The following is a 19,202-nucleotide window of genomic DNA, read 5'->3' as shown; positions in this document are numbered from 1 at the left end:
TGACCCTGGCTGCGTGAAAACGACGAGTCAGATAGAGATCGTCTGGGGGTTTTTGGAGACGATCAATGAATCGGTTCATTGAAGGGGCGGACCGAGCGCAATCGACGCTGTTGCCCGAATGCCTCGACGACTGGGTCGATGAGAGTAATCCGGTTCGCGCGGTCGATGCCTTGGTCGAAGCGCTCGATCTGGCAGAGCTGGGCTTCAAGGACGTCGAGCCTGCGGCAACCGGCCGGCCCGGTTATCACCCTGCGCCGCTGCTCAAGCTCTACATCTACGGCTATCTCAACCGCATCCAGTCGAGCCGCCGGCTCGAGCGCGAGGCGAGGCGCAATCTTGAGGTGATTTGGCTGTTGCAGCGGCTTTCGCCCGACGACAAGACGATCGCCGACTTTCGCCGCGACAACGGCCCCGCCATCAAGAAGGTGTGCGCGAAGTTCGTCGAACTTTGCCGGCAGATGGGCTTGTTGACGAAGGCGAGCGTCGCCATCGACGGCTCGAAGTTCAAGGCGGTCAACACGCGTGACAAGAACTTCACGAAGGGCAAGGTCGAGCGCCGTCGCCAGCAGCTGGAGGAGAGCGTATCGCGCTATCTCGCGCAGCTGGACACCGCAGATCTGCAGGAGCCATCTGAGACTCTCGCCGCGAAGACGGCGCATCTGAAGGAGAAGCTCACCAAGCTCGCGAGCGAGATGCAGAAGCTCGAAGCCTGCGAACAGGCAATGCTGGCATCACCGGACCAGCAGATCTCGCTGACCGATCCCGACAGTCGGTCCATGGCCACGAGTGGCCGCGGCTCCGGTGTCGTCGGCTACAATGTGCAGGTTGCCGTCGATACCGAGCACCACCTCATCATCGCGCACGAGGTGACGAATAGCGGCTCGGATCGTGCACAACTCGCCAACATGGGTAAACAGGCCAAGGCCGTGCTCGGCGTCGACAAGCTCGAGGCCGTGGCCGATCGCGGCTACTACACAGGCGAGGAGATCAAAGCCTGCGCCGACGCCGATATCGCTGTGACACTGCCGAAACCGAATACGACGGGCATGGAGGCGAAGGGCAAGTTCGGCAAGCACGACTTCGCATACCTGGCCAAGCAGGATGTATATCGCTGCCCGGCGGGCCAGTTGCTGGCGTATTGGCTTACAACAGTGGATGGCGAACGCACCATTCGGCGCTACGCCACGAAAGCTTGTGGAAGCTGCCCGCTTAAGGCGCGCTGCACCACGGCCAAGAACCGCGTCATCTCCCGTTGGGAACATGAACACGTCATGGAGGATGCCCAGAGGCGGCTCGACGCCGATCCCCAGGCGATGCGTCGCCGTCGCGAGACGGTCGAGCATCCGTTTGGCACACTGAAGATGCGCATGGGCGCGACGCACTTCCTGACGAAGCGGTTGCCGAAGGTCGCCGCCGAGATGGCGCTGCACGTGCTCGCCTACAATCTCACACGCGCAATGAACATCATGGGTGTCGGTGCGCTGATCGCGGCGATGCAGGCATGAGGCAGGAGCGCTGTCGTGCGCGTGCCGCCAACCTTTATCGATCGATCACAGTGACCAAGGCAAGCCAATGGACCGGCTTCCGCCACCTTGCCGGAAAATATGCCACTTTGGCGTTAGCTGGCCCTCACAGGGGCCGTTCACGGCCGCGTCACCCCGCACTGAAGCGTTTTCACGCAACCAAGACCCGAAACGGACTTGGTTAGCAAAGAGAAGCTCGTTCTCAATCGCAGACCTCAGTCATTATTCCGTGAGTGAAAGCACCCTTGGGCAGCTGCAAGTGGCATCCTTGTCGCACAGGGCGGCATATCTGAGAGTTGCAATAGATCTGCCCAGTGGCCTGCGGCTTCGCAGGCGCAGCCTCGCTCTTCTTCCTCTCCTCGTCTCGCTTCTTGGCATCATCGCGTGTCGCGACGGGCTTCTTGTCCTGGACCTTCTCGCATTCATTGTCGTCGTTGACGCGATAGCCGGCGCGGCAGGTGATCTTCGCGCAGGCATCGCCATCGGCCTTGAAGCCGTGGTCGCACACCAGCGGACAGACCCGGCCCGGCTTGGCCTTGATGGCATCGAGCGCCTCGAAGCTGGCGAGCTTTGCGTCGAACTTCGTTCCGGCATATTTGTTGAATAGCGTCAGCGAGAGCTGCGATGACGCATTCCAGTCGCCGTCGGCCGCGGCCGCCAGACAGCCGACACGACGGAGCTCGGATTGGACCAGCTTCGCCGTCTCCTGCGGAGACAGGCTCGACAGGGAAGAGGTCGGAGCAACGGCGGCAACTTTCTGTTCGCTCTCTTGCGCTTTCGCGTCCGCAGCCTGCTTCGCGGCCAACTCGGCAGCGGCCTTGTCACTGGCGATCTTGTCGGCGAGCGCCTTCTCCGCAGCCTGCTTATCGGCCAGCGCCTTGGCCACGGCGGCCTCGGCATCCTTCCGCCGCTGCTCGGCCGCGAGCGCCTTGGCTTCCCCGATCTGCTTGGCCTTCTCCGCGGCTGCCTTCGCATCCTCGGCCGCCTTGGCGGCGGCAGCAGCCTTTTCCTGCTCGGCCTTGGTGGCGCGCTCCGATGCGAGCCGCGCCTTGGCCTCCTCAGCCTGGCGCGCTTTCTCGGCAGCGCTGGCGCGGGCCTCTTCGGCAGCAACGTTCTTAAGTTGGGCACGCGCAAGGCCGGCATAGAAGCCGTCGGGATAGGCCTGCAAGAATGCTTCCCATGCGTCGCGGTTTCCCGCCTGCAGCGCCAGCTCGTAGTCCCGGCGGATGCTGTCCTGCGGGTTGGCTTGCGGGCCTTGCGGCGCAGTGACCACCGGCTTCGCCGGAACGAGCGACACGTCATCGCCGCCGAGCGAGCCGTAGACAAAGGGCTCCTGCTTGTTGCCGGTAGACTTGAGCACGTCGTCACGGACGAAGCGGAACGCCTTGCCGAGGTCGAGGCCCGGCGTCGGCAGGCGGTCGACCAGCGCAGTGGCAAACGGGCTGTTCCTGCTATCGCCGTCCGAGGCAGTGGAGCCGGCTTTCGCCGCAAAGGCGATCATGGTGTTCGGGCTGGTCGGCTCGACCTTGGCAAGGCCGCGGCCGATCGCGCGCGAGGCCATGGTCCGCTTCATGGTCTTGGCGAAGGGATTGTCGCGACAGGCATCCAGGATGACGAGGCGCAGTTGCTTGGCCGGCTCGATGGCAAACAGCACCCGGTCGAGCGGGAAGGCCTCATCAAGGACGTCGGTATCGGTCTCCAAGGCGGCATCGGTCGGAATCAGATAATTGGTGCCGTCGAGTTCGATGCCATGGCCGGCGTAGTAGACCACCGCGACGTCGGCCTCGCGGGCCTTGCTGCCGAACTCGCGCAGAGCCTTGCGCATGTCGACCACGTTCAGGTCGAGCTTGACGTCGACGGCGTCGAAGCCGGCCCTCTTGAACATGCCGCCTACCAGAGCGGCATCGTTCGTGGGATTCGCGAGCCTCGCCACATTCTTGTAGGCCGAGTTACCGATGACCAGCGCGACGCGCCGTTCGGCCATCGCCGGTCCGCATCCGAGCCAAACGGCAAAAATGATCAAGAAAAGACGAAGCGCGCCCATTATGGTCCCAAATCAATGGTAGCAGCGTATCCAGAGGGTGGCGAAAGGCAAGCGGACGGTATGTGATGCCGATCACAGAGGCCTTGCAAACGCTCGTTCAGGTTCGATGGTAGGCAGGATTTTCATACTCAGGCACAAGCGCGGCGGCGCACAGCCAATTCGTAGCGGCGTCGAGACAGGGCAATTCAGCTTGTGGCCCAGCCTGTGTGATAACCCTTTTGCCGACTGGCAAGTCGAGAGGCTCGGGATCGGTTTCGCGGCTAGAGTTTGCTCCGATACAAACTCCTTACGTCTGCATCGCCTCCAGCAGGGTTCGGCAACCCAAAATCGCTATTGCACGTTTCATATTGTAGGCGAGCACATGCATCGCCATCTCGGTCGCAACCTTGTGCTGTCTTCGCATGAGGAAGTGCGTGGCACCCATCCAGGCCTTTATGGTCCCGAAGGGATGTTCGGCCGTCTTGCGGCGTAAGGTCATCTTGTTGGGGTCCTGGTCGAGCCGCTGCTGAACCTTCTCCAGAAGCCGTTGGTTCGGACCGGCTCACCCCATGCCGTGTAGTCGTAACGGGTGTAGGACGTCGCGTCCTTTTCCTTCACAACAATCCAGGTGTGGACGGCGAAGATGCTGCGCCAGCCGACAGTTCGTGCGGCGAAGACCCGGATGACCGCTTCGTGATGCTCAGCCGCTGAAGGCAGGACTCCCGCGCTCGAGCGGTCGGCCGACAGCCAGTTTTCCCGGCCATCGCTCAGCCAAAAATAGCGCGCTGCGGATGCAGCGATCGGCGCGAAGAGAAGGAATAGAAAGATGAGCAAGGGCTTCTTCAATGGGGAATGCGCGGTGGGACGTACAGCGGCATATAGTTCGCGCCGGGAGCCGTCGCCACAGGGAGGAGGGACTAAGGAGCTTGGAAATAGGTCACGTTCTCGCCCACCCGTGGTCATCGTGGTTCGCAAATATCTCTTTGTCGCTCCGGAGAGCTTCCGTCTCTCGGTCAGCCTCCCGGTTGGCTCGTTAGCGCCTTTCCAGGACGTCCGCCCCAGGCAACGTAGGAAGAGCGGCGCCATGCGCCCATCCGGCGATTATCGTTGCCATCCACCAGTACGCCGAAGCCGTAACTGGCAATCGGGGCTATTTTTTCAACAAGGCGCATTCGACGGGCGGGCTGAGAAGGGACGCCTTGCCGTAGCCGGCGATTTCGATTGCCTTCCGCGAGACAGCCCATAGGAACGGTGGCGCGACGCACGGGTTGGCTAATCGCAACGGAGCGATCATCATGGCCACAAATCTTCCCCGCGACGAGCAGAGAGAGGGCGCCCGCCAGGTGATGATGTGGGGATCGGCGCTCGCCGCGATTCTGTTCGTCGGATTTGCGGTCTGGTTTGCAGTGCCCCAGATATTCGGGATGACGGACTATCTCGGCCGCCCATCGACGGGCGCAGACCAAAGCGCTCCCGCGACCACCGTCGGGACCGGGGTTCCGACGCAGCGCGAGGCGATCAGCACAACTGCGAAGCAGGATCCTGTCGGCGTCTAGGACTCCTCGGGCAAGCGCGCGCGGCAAATTCAACAGAGCACCGCGCCTGCGACAGTCTCCGATCAGCAGCGCCAGCAGCTTCGCTCGATCATCTCGTCCGCGCATGGGCCTTCGATGGATCGTCCCAATTTCGAGATGATGGTCGGCATATCCGTCCCGCAACAGACCGAGACTGCTGATCTGCCTGCGGAAGCCACGCAAGTGCTCAACGGGTTTTGGGGCGATCAGTATTTGCTCGCCGGCAAGGATCTCATCATCGTCGATCAGCACTCCCGGCGCGTCGCCGCCATCATCGCCAATGTGCGGTGAGGCCCGCGCATATCGAGACTTGCGATTACAAATCCGTAAAGCGATTGAAACGCGATGTGGGCGAACTATCTCTGTGAGAGGCGGCAGCGTAACAAGCCGCCCTTCAACTGACCCGGCCAACAGTACCGGACCGGGCCCTTCCTATTCGCTGTGATCTGGCCCTGCCTCATCGACTTTAGAGGCCCTGGCAATGGCTGCCCGCACCTATGACCATCAACGCTGGTCAGAAGACGACGACCAGCTGCTTCGCAACATGTGCGAGACCGGAAAGAGCCTGACGCTGATGATCGTGAAGCTGAAACGGCCAGTTGCGTCGATCAGGTCACCGCGCCGTCGAACTCGGGATTTGCCTTCCCGGCACTCGCATCGGATTGCGCCGCAAGCGCAATCGGTGCGCGTGATCGGCAAGCCTGCCGCGCCCACCAATTCGCGTATCCGATCTATCAGTTCCGCATTCATCCTGCGCAGATCACGCGCAGGCGCTGCCTGATTCAGCGATGCGCCCGGTGCTGGTCGGTGCGCTGATGCAAGACGAGGCCTATAGTGAAGTGCGGTCGTCTCTCACCGTGGGCGATCTCGGCAATGTTTGCGCCCACCTGCGGTCGGGGCATCGCAAAGTCTAACTTCGTCGCAAAAGCGCATCACTGATCTTCTCGGCCGCCATGATCACTGGGATGTTGGTATTGGCGGTCGGCAGCCGCGGCATGATCGAGGCGTCCGCAACGAAGATATTGTCGCTGCCGATCACCCTGCCCTCGGCATCGACCACGACCATGGGGTCAGCCGGATCGCCCATGCGGCAGGTGCCTACGGGGTGCCAGACACCAAACACGCTCTGCCGCACGAAGGCCTCCAGGGCGCGCTGGTCCGCCAACGTCGCCCGGAAGTCGGTGCCGTTGAGCAGCACGAGCCGGATCAGGAGCTGCCTGAGGCCCGCGGGCACGTCGAGCATCGGGCGGAGGATCGAGGCGACGATGCGGTTGGCCGTGCCATACCGGCTCAGCCGCTTGATGCGCGGGGAATACGAGGCCGGGAAGAAGTCACCGGCCTCGGGATTGAGCGCGGGATGGACGACAAGGCTCGCAAGCAGACGGACGGACGCAATCATCCGTTCGAGATCACGCGGATCGGACAACAGGTTGAAATCGACAACCGGATAGGTCTTGGGATCGGGCGTCGCCAGCTTTAGCGATCCGCTGGAATACGGCCGGTTGCACCAGAGAAAATAGAGCCCGAGCCGCGTGCCCAGCGCGTGCCAGCCGCCACGGGCCGAGGCCGTGATGTACATGTCCGAGGCGTCACAGCCCGGATGGCCTGACGAGTAGCGCATCGCCGCAAAGTTGGGACGCCGCCGGGCCAGCGGGAGCCGAAGGTCGCGCGGCAGATATTGACAGAAGGTTAGCGCGGGATGATCGCGCAGATTGCTGCCGACGCCGGGGAGATCGATAACCCTGGTAATGCCGAGCGCCTGAAGCGCCGCACCCGGACCGATACCCGCCCGCATCAGGATCGCCGGCGATTGCAACGCGCCCGCGGTGAGGATCACGCGGCCGGCGCCGACCGTGAGCTTCTGCCCGCTACGCGAGACCACCACACCCGTCGCGCGGCGGTGGTCGAGCTGAAGCTGCTCGACCTCACTGTACGCCCAAATGGCGAGGTTCGGCCGCGAGCGCGTCGCTGCATCGAGATAGCCAGCAGCCGTGGAGACCCGCCGATCGTTGCTGTTGGAGAACGCAGGCGGAAAGATGCCGTCCTCGAACTCCGCGTTCTGATCCTTACGGAACGGCAGCCCGGTCGCCGATAGCGCCTCGCCCACGGCGCGGCCGAACTCGGGAATGTCCTCGCGGGCGACGCGGCGGATCGGGATCGGGCCGTGCTTGCCGTGCGGCGGTCCATCGAAATCGAGATCGGTCTCGAGCTTGAGGAAATACGGCAGCACGTCCGCCCACCCCCAGCCCCGCGCGCCCAGATCGCGCCATTCGTCATAGTCGCGAGGCAGGCCGCGATTGGCCGATTGCACATTGATACTGGAGCCGCCGCCCATCACCCGCGCCTGCTCGTAGGCGCGGACGACCGGCCTGCCCTCGGCGTTGCGGCCGGCTGCCGCCGACAGACCCGGCCAGATGTACTTGTCGCCGAAGAACAGCGTCATCGGATAGCTGTCGAGGATTTCCGGCGGCGTCGCCTCGGGCGGCGTATCCATCCCGGCTTCGATGAGGAGAACGCGGCGGCGCCCGTCCGCCGAGAGCCGGTTGGCGAGCACACAGCCCGCCGATCCGCCGCCGACGATCACGTCGTCGAAATGCAGCTCATCCATTCCCGTCTCGTCGTGCAATTCGATGGACCGGCGCGGCCGTTGCGACCGCGCCGGTCGAGCCTAGCGGAAGTCGCCCTTGGTGTCGGGAATCACGATCGCACCGATCAGGTAGATGACGAACACGCCGGCCGCGAAGCAGGCCAGCGACATCGGGATTTCCGCCGGGCTGCCGCTCACCAGCGAGACGAAGGTCGGCATCATGCCGCCCAGCGCGAAGCCGATGTTCCAGGACAGACCGGTGCCGCTCGCGCGCAGCGCAGTCGGAAAACGCTCGTTCAGGAAGATCAGCACCGGCGCGTAGCCCGCATTCCCGATGAAGGCGATGGCGAGCGCATAGAGCGTGATCTGCGTCGTGTCCCTGGTGGCCGCGAGGTTGAGATAGCACAACGGCAGAAGCACGGCTGCGAGGACGCCGATCATCAGGAAGGTCTTCTTGCGGCCGATGCGGTCGCTGAGCGCACCGACCAGCACGGCCGAGAAGAATGCCGAGACGCTCGCACCCATCAGGATCAGCGACGAGGTCTGGTTCGGGACCGCGTTGATGACCTTCAGGAAGCTCGGCAGATAGCCAGAGGTTAAATAATAGCCCGCGCCACCGCCAAAGGTGATGAGCAGGTTGACCAGCAGAACACCGCGATATTGGCCGGAGAACACGTCCTTGACCGGCGCCTTCGAGACCTTCGCCTGCTTGTTGCCCTGCTGGCGCTTGAGCTCCTTGAAGTAAGGCGACTCCTCGAGGTTGCGGAAGATAAACCAGCCAAGCAGCGAGCTCAGCAGGCCCGAGAAGAACATGAAGCGCCAGCCCCACACGGCAAAAGCATCGCCGGGGAAGACCGAGGACGTGATCAGGAAGATGAAGGATGCAAGCAGCGCCCCGATGCCGGCACCGCCACCGCCGACCAGACCGGACATCGCGCCGCGCCATTGCGGCGGCACGGACTCGGTACCGATGGTATGGGTGGAGGCCACGACGCCGCCGACGAAGATGCCCTGCACCAGGCGCAGGATCAGGAAGATGATCGGCGCGAACACGCCGACCTGCGCGATGGTCGGCAGGAGGCCGAACGCTGCGGTGCTGACGCCGACGCCGACGATGGCAACCAGCATGGCCTGCTTGCGGCCGTGTACGTCGGCATAATGGCCGAACACCGCCGAGCCAAGCGGACGCATCAGCAGCGTCACCGCAAACGAGCCGTAGACAGCGGCCAGCGACAGCGCCGCATTACTCGACGGAAAGAACAGTGCGCCGACGACCGGCGCCACGTAGAGCAGAATGAACAAATCGAACAGATCCAGTGCCCATCCGAGCACCGAGGCGATGATCGCGTTGACCATCTGCTTGTTGTCTGCGGACGCCTGCGCGCCCACGACCGGCATATCCATCTCAGCCATGTTGTTTTACCTCCCCCGTTTGAATGGCGCCACGGTTCGCGTCATTGCGAACCGCGGCGTGCGTTGCATCGCGTATCAGCGGCCGCTGAATTTCGGCGCACGCTTCGCGTTGAAGGCCTCGACGCCTTCTTTGAAGTCCTCGGACTGGCGTAGGCGGCTATAGCAATGGCCTTCCAGCTCGATGGCGATAGCGAGCGTCGAATCCTCGGTGTCATTGAGCAGCTTCTTGGCCGTGCGCTGCGCCAGCGGCGAGAAGGTGCGGAGCTCGTCGACGAGCTTGTCGGTGGCCTTCTCCAGCTCGGCATCCGGCACGCATTCGGTGGCGATGCCCCATTCATAGGCCTGCTTGGCCGAGATGCGCTTGGAGCGCATCACGATGTCCTTGGTGCGGGTGATGCCGACCATCTTCTGCAGGCGCGCCGAGCCGCCCGAACCAGGGATCTGGCCGAGCTTCTGCTCCGGCAGCGCGTATTGCGTGGTTTCGGACGCGATGCGGAAGTCGCAGGCGAGCGACAGCTCGAAGCCGACGCCGAAGCAATAGCCGCGGTTGGCAACGATCACGGGCTTGGCGCAGCGCGCGGGCGCGGCTATGTTCCAGGCGAGCTTGGAGACGTGCTCGGGGCTCGCCTCCATGAAGCCGCCGATATTCCCGCCGCTGGAGAAGTGCTCGCCCTCGCCGCGCACCACGATGACGCGCACGCGCGCGTCCTCGTCCAGCGTCTCGAAGGTCAGCCGCAGCTGGTCGCGCTGCGGCATCGCCACCACGTTGTAGGGCGGCCTCCCTAAGATGATGTCAGCGCGCTCGTGCGCCTCGTCGATCTCGACCTTGAACCCGTCGAGCTTGGCGAGCCGGGGATCGGTGAATGTATAGGGTGATGGCATCTGTGGTTCCTTCTGTTGATGGGTGATTCAGGCCGCGTCCGACGGCGGCAGGCGCTCGGCCTCGTATTCTCCGGCGACGAGCAATCGCCGCAGCAGCTTGCCGACCGGCGATTTCGGGATCGCGTCGACGAAAACGTAGCGGCGCGGCCGCTTGAAATTGGCAAGGCCCGAGGTGCGGCAGAACTGCTCCAGTTCTCCCTCCGACACTGCGCGGTTGCGCTTGACGAAGGCGGCGACGATCTTGCCCCACTTCTCGTCAGCGACGCCGACCACTGCGACCTCGTCAACGGCGGGATGCAACGACAGGCAGCTTTCGATCTCGACCGGCGAGACGTTCTCGCCGCCGGTGATGATCATGTCGTCGACGCGGCCGGTGACGAAGAGATCGCCGTCGGCATCGACGTAGCCGGTGTCGCCGGTAAAATACCAGCCTTCGCGCAGCGATTTTGCGTCGGCCTCCGGTCGGCGCCAGTAGCCTTCAAACGCCTCGTCGCCGGCGAGCGTCGCGATGATCTCGCCCTCCTCGCCGACCGTGGCAAGCTCCGCGACCGACTTTGCGCCGATGCGTACGACCTTGACATGTTGATTCAAGCCCGCCTTGCCGGCGGAGCCGGGTTTTGCTGCCGCGTCCTGGTCGATCGTGAAAGTGTAGATCTCCGAGCTGCCGTAGTGATTTACGAACAGGGTTGGCTCGAACGCCTCATTCAGCTTCTTCAACAGTCCATCGGTCATCGACGCGCCGGCAAAGCCGAGCTTGCGCACGGTGGAGACGACGGTTTTGGCAAAGGCCTCGTGATGGACGAGGTCGTGATAAAGCGTCGGCACCAGATAAAGGTTGGTGATCGCCTCCTTCTCGATCAGCGCCAGCGCCTGTCGGCTGTCATAGCGCGGCAGGCAGATGAAAGTTCCTCCGATCAGCGACATCGCCAGCAGCGAGCGGACGCCCATGGTGTGGTAGAGCGGCATCACGCCGAGCGTGCGCTCGCCTCGGCCGTAGAGATTTTGCGCGACATGGGCGATCGCCGCGGCCCGCTCGGCGCAATGCCGGCGCGGCACGCCCTTCGGCCGCGAGGTTGTGCCGGAGGTGTAGAGCATGATCGACCATGCATCGGCGCCGACGCGCGGCTCGGCGTCCGGTGCGCTGTTCCTGATCAGATCGCCAAAGCTGGTCGCATCGCCAGTGCCGGGATCGGCGGAGACGCGCAGCAGCTTGCCTGACAGCGCCGAGCCCTGCACCGCTTCGGCGGAAATGTCCTGATAGAACACCGCGCAGGCCTCGGCATTTTCGATGCAGTAATCGAGCTCGTCGGCCTTGGCCCGCCAGTTGATCGGCGTGATCACGAGACCGGCGAACTGGCTGGCCCAGTGCAGCGTCGCCGCTTCCCAGCGGTTTTGCAGCAGCGTGACGACGTGATCGCCGGGTTGGAGGCCGAGGCGGTCGAACGAGGCGACCAGCGCGGAGATCTTGTCGTACCATTGCCGGTATGTCAGGCGCAGATCGCCGTCGACCAGCGCAACCGAATTGGGATCGCGCGCGGCGCTGGCCATAAAGCTGCTGGCGAGATCAAGCATCGGACGTCTCTTTGCTGGATGAAGCAAGCTCGGCGGCGGCATCTAACGCCGCCCTGATGATCGGGGTGTAGCCGGTGCAGCGGCAGATATGCCCGCTGAGGAGATCGCGGATCTCCGCTTCGGTCGGCGCCGGGTTCTTCGCGAGATAATGGTCGAGCGACATCAGGATGCCGGCGGTGCAGAAGCCGCACTGGAGGGCGTGGTTGCGGCGGAGCGCCTGCTGCAGCACACCCAGCCGGTCGGCCGAGGGGGCGAGCCCCTCCACCGTTTTCAGCTCGCAGCCATCGACCTGCACCGCGAGACTCAAGCAGGACCGCGTCAGCATTCCGTCGACGACAATCGTGCAGGCGCCGCAGACGCCATGCTCGCAACCGACATGGGTTCCGGTCGCACCGAGCTGGTGACGCAGGAAGTCCGACAGCAGCATCCGCGGCTCGGCCTCGCCCTCGACCGGCTTGCCGTTGAGCGTGAAGCGGACGGCGTGGCGCTGCTCGGCCTTGAGGCGGGTCATTGCAGCACCTCGCCGATCAGGTCGCGACCGATCATGCGCACGAGGTCGCGGCGATAGCGAGCGCTGGCGTGGACGTCGTCGCGGGCACCGAGTTCGTAAGCAAAGGTATTGAGCGCGTCATCGAGCGCGCTGCCTTCGAGTTGCGGCCAGTCACTCGCAGTCGGGACGTCGGCGACACCGCCGACAGCGAGCCGCACGCCCGTCGGAATCTTCATCGCGGCGCAGGCGACGATGGCGAAATCGCCGTGACGGCGCGCGACCTCGCGGAAGGCGACACGCGCCCCCTTAACCACCGGCAGCGAGATGCCCTCAATCAGCTCGTCATCGGCACGTGCGGTTAGCATCATGCCGGCAAAAAAATCTTTTGCCACGACGCGGCGGCGGCGCCTGGTGTTGCGCAACAGCACCTCGCCGCCGAGTGCGACCAGCGCGAGCGGCATCTCGGCGCTGGGATCCGCATGCGCGAGCGAGCCGCAGATGGTGCCGCGGCTGCGGGTCTGCATGTGCCCGACCCAGGGCAGCGCCAGCGCCACCAGCGGCAGCGTCTCGGCGAGGTCAGGCCATGCGAGCAGGTCCGCCTGGCGAACTCCGGCGCCGATGACGACAGCATCGCCCTTGCGCTCGATCTGGCGAAGCTCCCTGATCCGCATGATGTCGATCAGCAGCTTTGGCTTGGCGAGGCGCATGTTCAGCATCGCCATCAGCGATTGCCCGCCGGCGAGCACGCGGGCGTCGCCGCCCCGCTGCGCGAGGCCTTCGAGAACGTCGCCGACGCTTTCGGCGCGGAGATAGTCGAATGCGGGCGGTTTCATCGGCGCGCCCCCAACAGGCTGACCGCCTTTGCCAGCAGCGCGAACAGCGAGAAGCCGCCGCCCTCGGCGTCACCACCGCCGGCCTTGCGGGCCAGCGCGGTGAAGAACTGGCCGATGATCACGCGTGTCGCGCCATCGAGCAGCCGGCCGCCGATGCTCGCGACCTTGCCGCCGATCGCGGCGTCATAGATGTAGCTCAGCCTGGTTCCGCCATTGCCGTCGGGCGCGAGCGTGATGCGGCCCTCGGCGTTGCCGAAACCCAGCGCGCCGGTAGCGACGCCGCGCAAGGTGACCGCACGCGGCGGATCGAGATCGAACAGCTCGACGTCGGCGCGATAACGGCCATTGACGGGGCCAATGCCGAGCGTGACGTCGGCGCGGAAATGCGTGTCGGTGACCTTGTCGACGCGCTGGCAGCCCGGAATGACCGATTGCAGCGTCGCGGGATCAAGCAGCATGGCCCAGACCTGCTCCGGCGCGCCCTTCACCGACGCCGCTCCCTCCCCGCGCAGCCGGCGGTCACCCTCGCGCACGGCCGCAGTGGTCGCGCCGCCTGCGGGCGGCGGCGGTTCGGCGCCACGCACCAGCTCGGCCAGCCGCGACGGCACCAGCGGCAAAGTGACATCGGCTACGCCGAGCGCATCGGCGACCGCATTGGCAAGGCACACCGGCGTCGACATGCAATTGCCTTCGCCGACGCCCTTTGCACCAAGCGGCGTGAACGGCGACGCCGTCTCCATGTGGAAGATCTCGGGCTCCGGCACCTCGGTCGTGGTCGGCAGCAGATAGTCGGCGAGCGTTCCCGTCAGGAAACTGCCGTCCTCTGCATAGGCATATTCCTCGAGAAGCGCGGCGCCGAGCGCTTGGGCAAAGCCGCCGCGGATCTGACCGTTGACCATGCCCGGATGCAAAATGGTGCCGCAATCGTGCATGGTGACGTAACGATCGATCCGCGTTTCAAGCGTGATCGGATCGATCTCGACGCCGCAGAAGTCGAAGATGAAGCCGTGGCAGAGCGAGGAGTTGATGCGGTCCTCGTCATCGGGTGGCGTCAGCTCCGGCGGCGTCCAGAACACGGTTTCGCGGATGGTGTGGCCGGCATCGTCAGGCAGCGAGCCCGGCGACCAGTGGCTGAGGGCTGCGACGCGCGAGAACGCGATCCGGTTCTCCGGATTATGCTTCGAGGCGACAAAGCCTTTCGCAAAGGTGATGTCGGCCGGCTCGACGTTGAGCTGGCTGGCGGCGACCCGCGCAAGCTTTCCGGCGACGCGCTCGGCCGCAGTCTTAGCAGTGCCTGCCACGGCCGCCGCAAAGCGGCTGGCGTAATTGCCTGACGCGATCGACCAAGCGTCCTTGGCGGTGTCTATCTCGGTGTTGACGCGGATGTCCTTCGGTTGGAGGCCAAAGACGTCGGCCACGACCTGCGACAGCACGGTGCGATGGCCCTGCCCCTGCGGCACCGAGGCGACATGCACGGTGACGCTGCCGACCGGATCGAGCCCGACCGTCGCCGTCGCCTGCGCGCCATTCTTCGGCCCGGCCTTGCGGCGCTCGGCCGCGGTCAGCACGGTCGTGATGTAGCCCATGTTGGAGACGCTGGGCTCGACCACGGCGGTGAAGCCGATGCCGTAGAGCCGCCCCTGCGCCCGCGCCGCGTCGCGCTTCGCCTTCAGTTCGGCAAGCCTGCCCTGCTCCACCGCGCGCGCGACGGCTTCCTGATAGTTGCCGGAATCGAGCAGCGCTCCGGTCGCCGTGCGATAGGGAAAGGCGTCGGCATCGATGAGATTGCGCTTGATGACGTCCAGCGGATCGAGGCCGAGCCCAATCGCGATCCGCTGCACCAGGCGTTCCAGCGCGAAATAGACCTGCGGGCCGCCAAAGCCGCGGTTGAGGCCGGTTGGCGTCTTATTGGTGACGACGACACGGTTGCGGATTCTGACATGGCGGATGTCATAGGCGCCGGTCAGATTGCCATGCATGCGATAGAGCGTCGCCGGCTCGGGCGCACGCAGGTGCGCGCCGCAATCCTCGACCTGGTCCCAGTCCAGCGCGAGAATCTTGCCATCCACGGCCACTGCCGCCGACAGCTTGGTCGCGCGATTGGTGGCCGACACCGATGCGGTGAGATGCTCAAGCCGGTCCTCGATCCATTTGACCGGCCGTCCCGTGATGCGCGCCGCCGCCCCGATCAGCACGATGTAGGGAAACACGCCCTGCTTGACGCCGAAGCTGCCGCCGGAATCCGGCGGCGTGCGCAGCCGCAACCGATTGCCCGGCACTTTCAGCGCACGTGCGATCACCGTGTGGATGCTGAACGGCCCCTGGAAATTGGCGAGCACCTCATAGGCATCCTCGCCGGCATCGTGCGAGGCGACGACGCCGTAGGTCTCGATCGGCGTGCAGGAATTGCGGGGATATCTGATGTCGATGGCGAAGCGATGCGGCGCATCCGCAAAGGCCTGCTCGGGATCGCCATAGCGGAATGAGCGATCGCTGGCGAGATTGCCGGGAAAGCCGTCGTGCAACACGGGCGCACCCGGTGCGATCGCTCCGAGCGGATCGACCACTGCGCCGCGCGGGCTGTATTCGACGTTGATCAGCTCCGCCGCATCTTCGGCGCGCGCGCGATCGGTGGCGAGGACCACGGCCACGGGCTCACCGATATAGCGCACACGATCGATCGCGATGGGCCAGCATTCCACCGGCGCCTTCACGCCGACGACGAGGCTGGTGGTGACGGCCTTGACGTCGCTGCCGGTCAGAACCGCAGCAACGCCCGGCAGGCGTTTTGCAGCTTCAGCATCGATGGAGAGAATGTCGGCATGCGCGTGCGGCGAGCGCAGGATGGTCGCGTGCAGCGTGCCGGGCGCGACGCCGAGATCGTCGATGAAGCGGCCGCGGCCGGAGAGCAGCGCGGCGTCCTCGACGCGCTCGATCGAGCGCCCGACCCACGGCTCATCGCCATTTCCCGGATTTGCGGATGTGACCGCCTGCAACATGTCCCGGCATACCTCCCGACGCGCTCTTTGACGCGACGGTGACAGATGTCAGGACAGGGGGTGCGCGGGCCATACCGCCCGCTCTCACCACTTACCAAATCGTCTCATTAGAGACTGTGCAGCGCAATATCAGCTCGCGGGACTCAACCGGCAAGACGCGAAACGTTGCGAAACTCGCGCGGGCTGACGCCGGCATGATCGCGGAAGAAGCGCGTGAAATGCGCCGGCTCCGGAAAACCAAAGCGCTCGCTGAGCTCGCCGAGCGGCGTGTCCTCGCGCATCACGGCCTCGAGCGCGCGCTCCATGCGGACAACGTTGAGATAGAGCTTTGGCGAGACGCCGAGCGAGGTCTCGAACAGGCGGAAGAACTGCGCGCGCGAAAGGCCCGCGCCCTTCACGAACTGATCGACATTGGAACAGCAATCGTGCACGCGCATCGCGTCCATGGCGCGGCGGATGCGCCAGTCGCAGCCCACCACGCTCATGCCGCGGATCGAGGTCGGAAAGCTGCGCCAGGGCGTGAAGCGCTCGATCACCGCGATCATCAGGTCAGACAGCGTCTGCTCATGGGTGCGCACCGCATCCGGATTCGCCATCATTTCAGCGGCCAGATGCAGCGTGAGCTGGCGGATGCGCGGCGACACCTCGCCCGAAGGACGCTCGAAAAAGCCCGGCGCGCCGCTCGCGGCCCAACCGGGGCGAAACTCCTTCAGCCATTCCGGCTCGATATAGAGGGCCATGATCAGCGTGCGCGGACGATTGACGTCGTGCACGTAAGCATGCGGCTTCCAGCCGTCGACGAGCACGGCCGCGGTATCGGTAAGCGGCGTGACCTGGTCGCCGACCAGGAACTGCGTATCGGCGCCCTCGACCTTGAGCAGGACGTGACAGTGATGATGAGCGTGACGGACCAGCGAACGGTCCATGTCGAGCAGCGCGACCCTGCCGAAAGCGCCGTGAGCGATGCGCAGGGCCGTCGACATCAGTTCCGTCCTCCCGGCAGCATTGCGCTGCAACACGATTGGCTCGTTGGCGCGACACCATAAGCGGCGCCCGCTTCATATTCCAATCGCGCAAACCGACGCAAGTTTCTCGTACGCGTTAATCGGATCACGTGCGTGCCTCCGCAAGAAGCCGCACGATGGCGGCGCTGGGGTCGGCCTGCAACGCAATGGCGAGATCGATATCCTCCTCGCCATTGACGCGGATACGCTTGAAGGCGAGCTCGGGCGCGCTGACCGGGGCGGTCGCATCCAGGCCCATCTTGGCGCTGATGCCGTTGTCGGTGGTCGGATCAAGCTTCGAGCCGAGCGCGCCTGAGACGACCATGAGATCGCGATCAGCCTGGAAGCGCGTCGCCACCGCCCATTCGATCTCGTCCGACGAGGAGATGTCGACGTCCTTGTCCACGACGACCACCTGCTTGATATCGTAATGCGCGCCGAAGGCGCACATCATGATGTTCTTGGGCTCGCCGTCATTGGCCTTGTCGATCTTGATCGCGAGATGATAGCGGCAGGTGCCGCCGCGCGTCAGGCGAACGTCGAGCACGTTGGGAAAGCTGCGGCGCAGATGCTGGAGCAGCGTCGCTTCGCGTGGCACGCCGCCGAGGATCAGGTGCTCGAAGCCGCCGCCGACGATGGTGTGGAAGATCGGCTTCTTGCGATGCGTGATCGCGTCGACCTCGATCACCTCGCGATTGGCGCGCGGACCGTAATATTGGGGGAATTCGCCGAACGGCCCCTCCGGCTCGCGCACGTCTTGCAGAATGCGGCCTTCGATCACGATCTCCGCATGGGCGGGAACCCGGACCGAATTGGTCCGGCACTTCACGACATTGACGGGCGCGCCTAACAGCGCACCGGCAATCGCCATCTCGTCCTCGTCGAGCGCGGCGATCGCCTGCGAGGCCAGCATCAAGGCCGGATGCGCGCCAATCACGATCGCGATCTCCAGCGCCTGGCCCAGCTGCTCGGCGAGGCGATAATAGGAGAAAGTGTGCCGCGGCAGCAGCAGCACGCCGATGCGGTTCTTGCCGGAAATCTGGCAACGATGGATCGAGACGTTCTGCACGCCCGTCCTGGGATTGCGCGCGATCAGCAGCCCGGCAGTGATATATGGGCCGCTGTCGCGTTCATTGTGCTTGGGAACCGGAAGCTGGCGGAGCAGGTCGACGTCGTCATGGACGACCTCCTGCACTGGACCGCTCGCGACCTCGTGCGTTGGCAGCGGATGGCTGGCGGCCGCCAGGAACCGCGGCAGCAGCTGGTGCTCGGTGACGCCGATGGACTCGGCGACCCAGTCGCGTCCGGCAAAGAGGTTCGCGACGACGGGAATCTCGTGCCCGCCGGGGCGCGGAAATAGCACTGCACTGTCGCGCTCCAGCCGCTTGGCGATGGCGGCGAGCTCGTCCGCCAGCGCAACGCCCTCGCGCGCGATCGCGAGCTTGCCGCGTTCGGCGAGATAAGCGAGCCAGGCGCGCAGATCGGCGGGCGCGTTCCTCGCAACATTGTCCATTGGCATACGGGTCTTTCCTCAAGGTCTCAAATCAGGGCGCGATCTTGCGCAGCGTCGGCGAGCGGCGCCTGAGCGCCTCGTCCTCGCCCCAGCGGCGCACGACGCCGATATCGATGTCAAAGAGGTCCAGCACGCGGCCGACGGTGTGCTCGACCATTTCGTCGAGGCTTTCGGGCCTGGCATAGAAAGCCGGCACGGGCGGCGCGATGATCGCGCCCATCTCCGAGAGAGCCGTCATCGTCCGAAGATGCCCCGTGTGCAGCGGGGTCTCGCGCACCATCAGCACCAGGCGCCGGCGCTCCTTGAGCACGACGTCGGCGGCGCGGGTCAGTAACGTCGTGGTCACACCGGAAGCGATCTCGGACATCGAGCGCATCGAGCACGGCGCTACGATCATGCCGGCAGTGCGGAACGAGCCGCTCGAGATTGCGGAGGCCATGTCGTCGATCGCATGGTTGACATTGGCGAGCGCCCTCACCTCGGCGATCTTCAGGTCGGTCTCATAGGCAAAGGTTTGCTCGGCGGTCCTCGACATCACCAGATGCGTCTCGACGCCGGCATTGCGCAGCAGCTGCAGCATGCGCACGCCATAGGTGACGCCCGATGCGCCGGAAATGCCGATAATCATCCGCTTGGGGCTGGCGTCCTGCATAGGTCTGGTTTCGCTCCCGGGGAGTCTGCGCCTTTCAAGGCCAAGACTAGGCAACCTCATCCATCACCACAAATAATCATTGATTATATCATTCATCATCTGAGATGATGGCCCGCGCGCGGATCGCTGAACGAAGG

15 protein-coding genes and 2 pseudogenes are annotated in these 19,202 nt (G+C 64.6%); 4 read left to right on the top strand and 13 right to left on the bottom strand.

All coding sequences use genetic code 11. From position 1 onward, the window contains the following. Nucleotides 1–65: 65 nt before the first annotated feature. Complete coding sequence (locus AOQ71_RS08045) at nt 66–1,505, top strand: IS1182 family transposase (protein WP_057743882.1); 1,440 nt, start codon at nt 66–68, stop codon at nt 1,503–1,505. Nucleotides 1,506–1,725: 220 nt separating this feature from the next. Here AOQ71_RS08045 and AOQ71_RS08040 read toward each other — a convergent pair whose 3' ends face one another. The 3 genes and pseudogenes from AOQ71_RS08040 to AOQ71_RS08030 form a co-directional block, all read right to left on the bottom strand. After that, nucleotides 1,726–3,567 (bottom strand): caspase family protein, encoded by a 1,842-nt coding sequence (locus tag AOQ71_RS08040; protein ID WP_057744154.1) that lies wholly within the window; start codon nt 3,565–3,567, stop codon nt 1,726–1,728. Between the two features lie 286 nt (nt 3,568–3,853). After that, a pseudogene (locus AOQ71_RS08035) lies at nt 3,854–4,087 on the bottom strand (transposase); the annotation flags it as partial. Continuing rightward, nucleotides 4,087–4,380: pseudogene (locus AOQ71_RS08030) on the bottom strand (DUF3750 domain-containing protein); the annotation flags it as partial. The pseudogenes AOQ71_RS08030 and AOQ71_RS08035, both read right to left, overlap by 1 nt. Nucleotides 4,381–4,841: 461 nt before the next feature. On the opposite strand from AOQ71_RS08030, the gene AOQ71_RS08025 reads away from it, so the two are divergent. From AOQ71_RS08025 to AOQ71_RS08015, 3 genes are all read left to right on the top strand, one after another. After that, nucleotides 4,842–5,102, top strand: a complete 261-nt coding sequence (locus AOQ71_RS08025) for a hypothetical protein (protein WP_057744146.1) — start codon at nt 4,842–4,844, stop codon at nt 5,100–5,102. A 114-nt stretch (nt 5,103–5,216) separates the two neighbouring features. Further along, a complete protein-coding gene (locus AOQ71_RS08020; RefSeq protein ID WP_057744143.1) occupies nt 5,217–5,411 on the top strand; it encodes a DUF1236 domain-containing protein in 195 nt (64 codons plus the stop codon). A 190-nt stretch (nt 5,412–5,601) separates the two neighbouring features. After that, entirely contained in the window at nt 5,602–5,901 is a 300-nt protein-coding gene (locus AOQ71_RS08015) for a hypothetical protein (RefSeq protein WP_057744140.1), read from the top strand. 129 nt (nt 5,902–6,030) lie between these two features. Here AOQ71_RS08015 and AOQ71_RS08010 read toward each other — a convergent pair whose 3' ends face one another. The 10 genes from AOQ71_RS08010 to AOQ71_RS07965 all read right to left on the bottom strand — a co-directional run bounded on the left by AOQ71_RS08010 (nt 6,031) and on the right by AOQ71_RS07965 (nt 19,065). After that, the gene (locus AOQ71_RS08010) at nt 6,031–7,728 is read right to left on the bottom strand and encodes a GMC family oxidoreductase (protein ID WP_057744137.1); all 1,698 of its coding nucleotides are present in this window, start codon (nt 7,726–7,728) and stop codon (nt 6,031–6,033) included. Between the two features lie 60 nt (nt 7,729–7,788). After that, the gene (locus AOQ71_RS08005; RefSeq protein ID WP_057744135.1) at nt 7,789–9,120 is read right to left on the bottom strand and encodes an MFS transporter; all 1,332 of its coding nucleotides are present in this window, start codon (nt 9,118–9,120) and stop codon (nt 7,789–7,791) included. Between the two features lie 75 nt (nt 9,121–9,195). Further along, nucleotides 9,196–10,002 (bottom strand): enoyl-CoA hydratase/isomerase family protein, encoded by an 807-nt coding sequence (locus AOQ71_RS08000; RefSeq protein ID WP_057744133.1) that lies wholly within the window; start codon nt 10,000–10,002, stop codon nt 9,196–9,198. Between the two features lie 27 nt (nt 10,003–10,029). Further along, nucleotides 10,030–11,574: an AMP-binding protein gene (locus AOQ71_RS07995; RefSeq protein WP_057744130.1), complete on the bottom strand. Its 1,545-nt coding sequence runs from the start codon at nt 11,572–11,574 to the stop codon at nt 10,030–10,032. Further along, nucleotides 11,567–12,085: a (2Fe-2S)-binding protein gene (locus tag AOQ71_RS07990; protein WP_057744128.1), complete on the bottom strand. Its 519-nt coding sequence runs from the start codon at nt 12,083–12,085 to the stop codon at nt 11,567–11,569. Before AOQ71_RS07990 ends, AOQ71_RS07995 begins: the two co-directional genes overlap by 8 nt. Continuing rightward, nucleotides 12,082–12,897 (bottom strand): FAD binding domain-containing protein, encoded by an 816-nt coding sequence (locus tag AOQ71_RS07985; protein ID WP_057744124.1) that lies wholly within the window; start codon nt 12,895–12,897, stop codon nt 12,082–12,084. Before AOQ71_RS07985 ends, AOQ71_RS07990 begins: the two co-directional genes overlap by 4 nt. Continuing rightward, nucleotides 12,894–15,896, bottom strand: coding sequence for a xanthine dehydrogenase family protein molybdopterin-binding subunit (locus tag AOQ71_RS07980; protein ID WP_057744120.1), 3,003 nt, complete (start codon nt 15,894–15,896; stop codon nt 12,894–12,896). Before AOQ71_RS07980 ends, AOQ71_RS07985 begins: the two co-directional genes overlap by 4 nt. A gap of 143 nt (nt 15,897–16,039) precedes the next feature. Beyond that, nucleotides 16,040–16,879, bottom strand: coding sequence for a helix-turn-helix transcriptional regulator (locus AOQ71_RS07975; protein ID WP_057744117.1), 840 nt, complete (start codon nt 16,877–16,879; stop codon nt 16,040–16,042). Between the two features lie 127 nt (nt 16,880–17,006). Then, the gene (locus AOQ71_RS07970) at nt 17,007–18,419 is read right to left on the bottom strand and encodes a UbiD family decarboxylase (RefSeq protein ID WP_057744114.1); all 1,413 of its coding nucleotides are present in this window, start codon (nt 18,417–18,419) and stop codon (nt 17,007–17,009) included. Nucleotides 18,420–18,444: 25 nt separating this feature from the next. Next, the gene (locus AOQ71_RS07965; RefSeq protein ID WP_057744111.1) at nt 18,445–19,065 is read right to left on the bottom strand and encodes a UbiX family flavin prenyltransferase; all 621 of its coding nucleotides are present in this window, start codon (nt 19,063–19,065) and stop codon (nt 18,445–18,447) included. Nucleotides 19,066–19,202 lie beyond the last annotated feature (137 nt).

The sequence above is a fragment of the Bradyrhizobium manausense genome (assembly GCF_001440035.1).
In the GTDB taxonomy this organism is placed as follows: Bacteria; Pseudomonadota; Alphaproteobacteria; order Rhizobiales; family Xanthobacteraceae; genus Bradyrhizobium; species Bradyrhizobium manausense.
The sequence above is the reverse complement of the archived record's forward strand: the minus strand, read 5'-3'. Positions and strand labels throughout refer to the sequence as shown.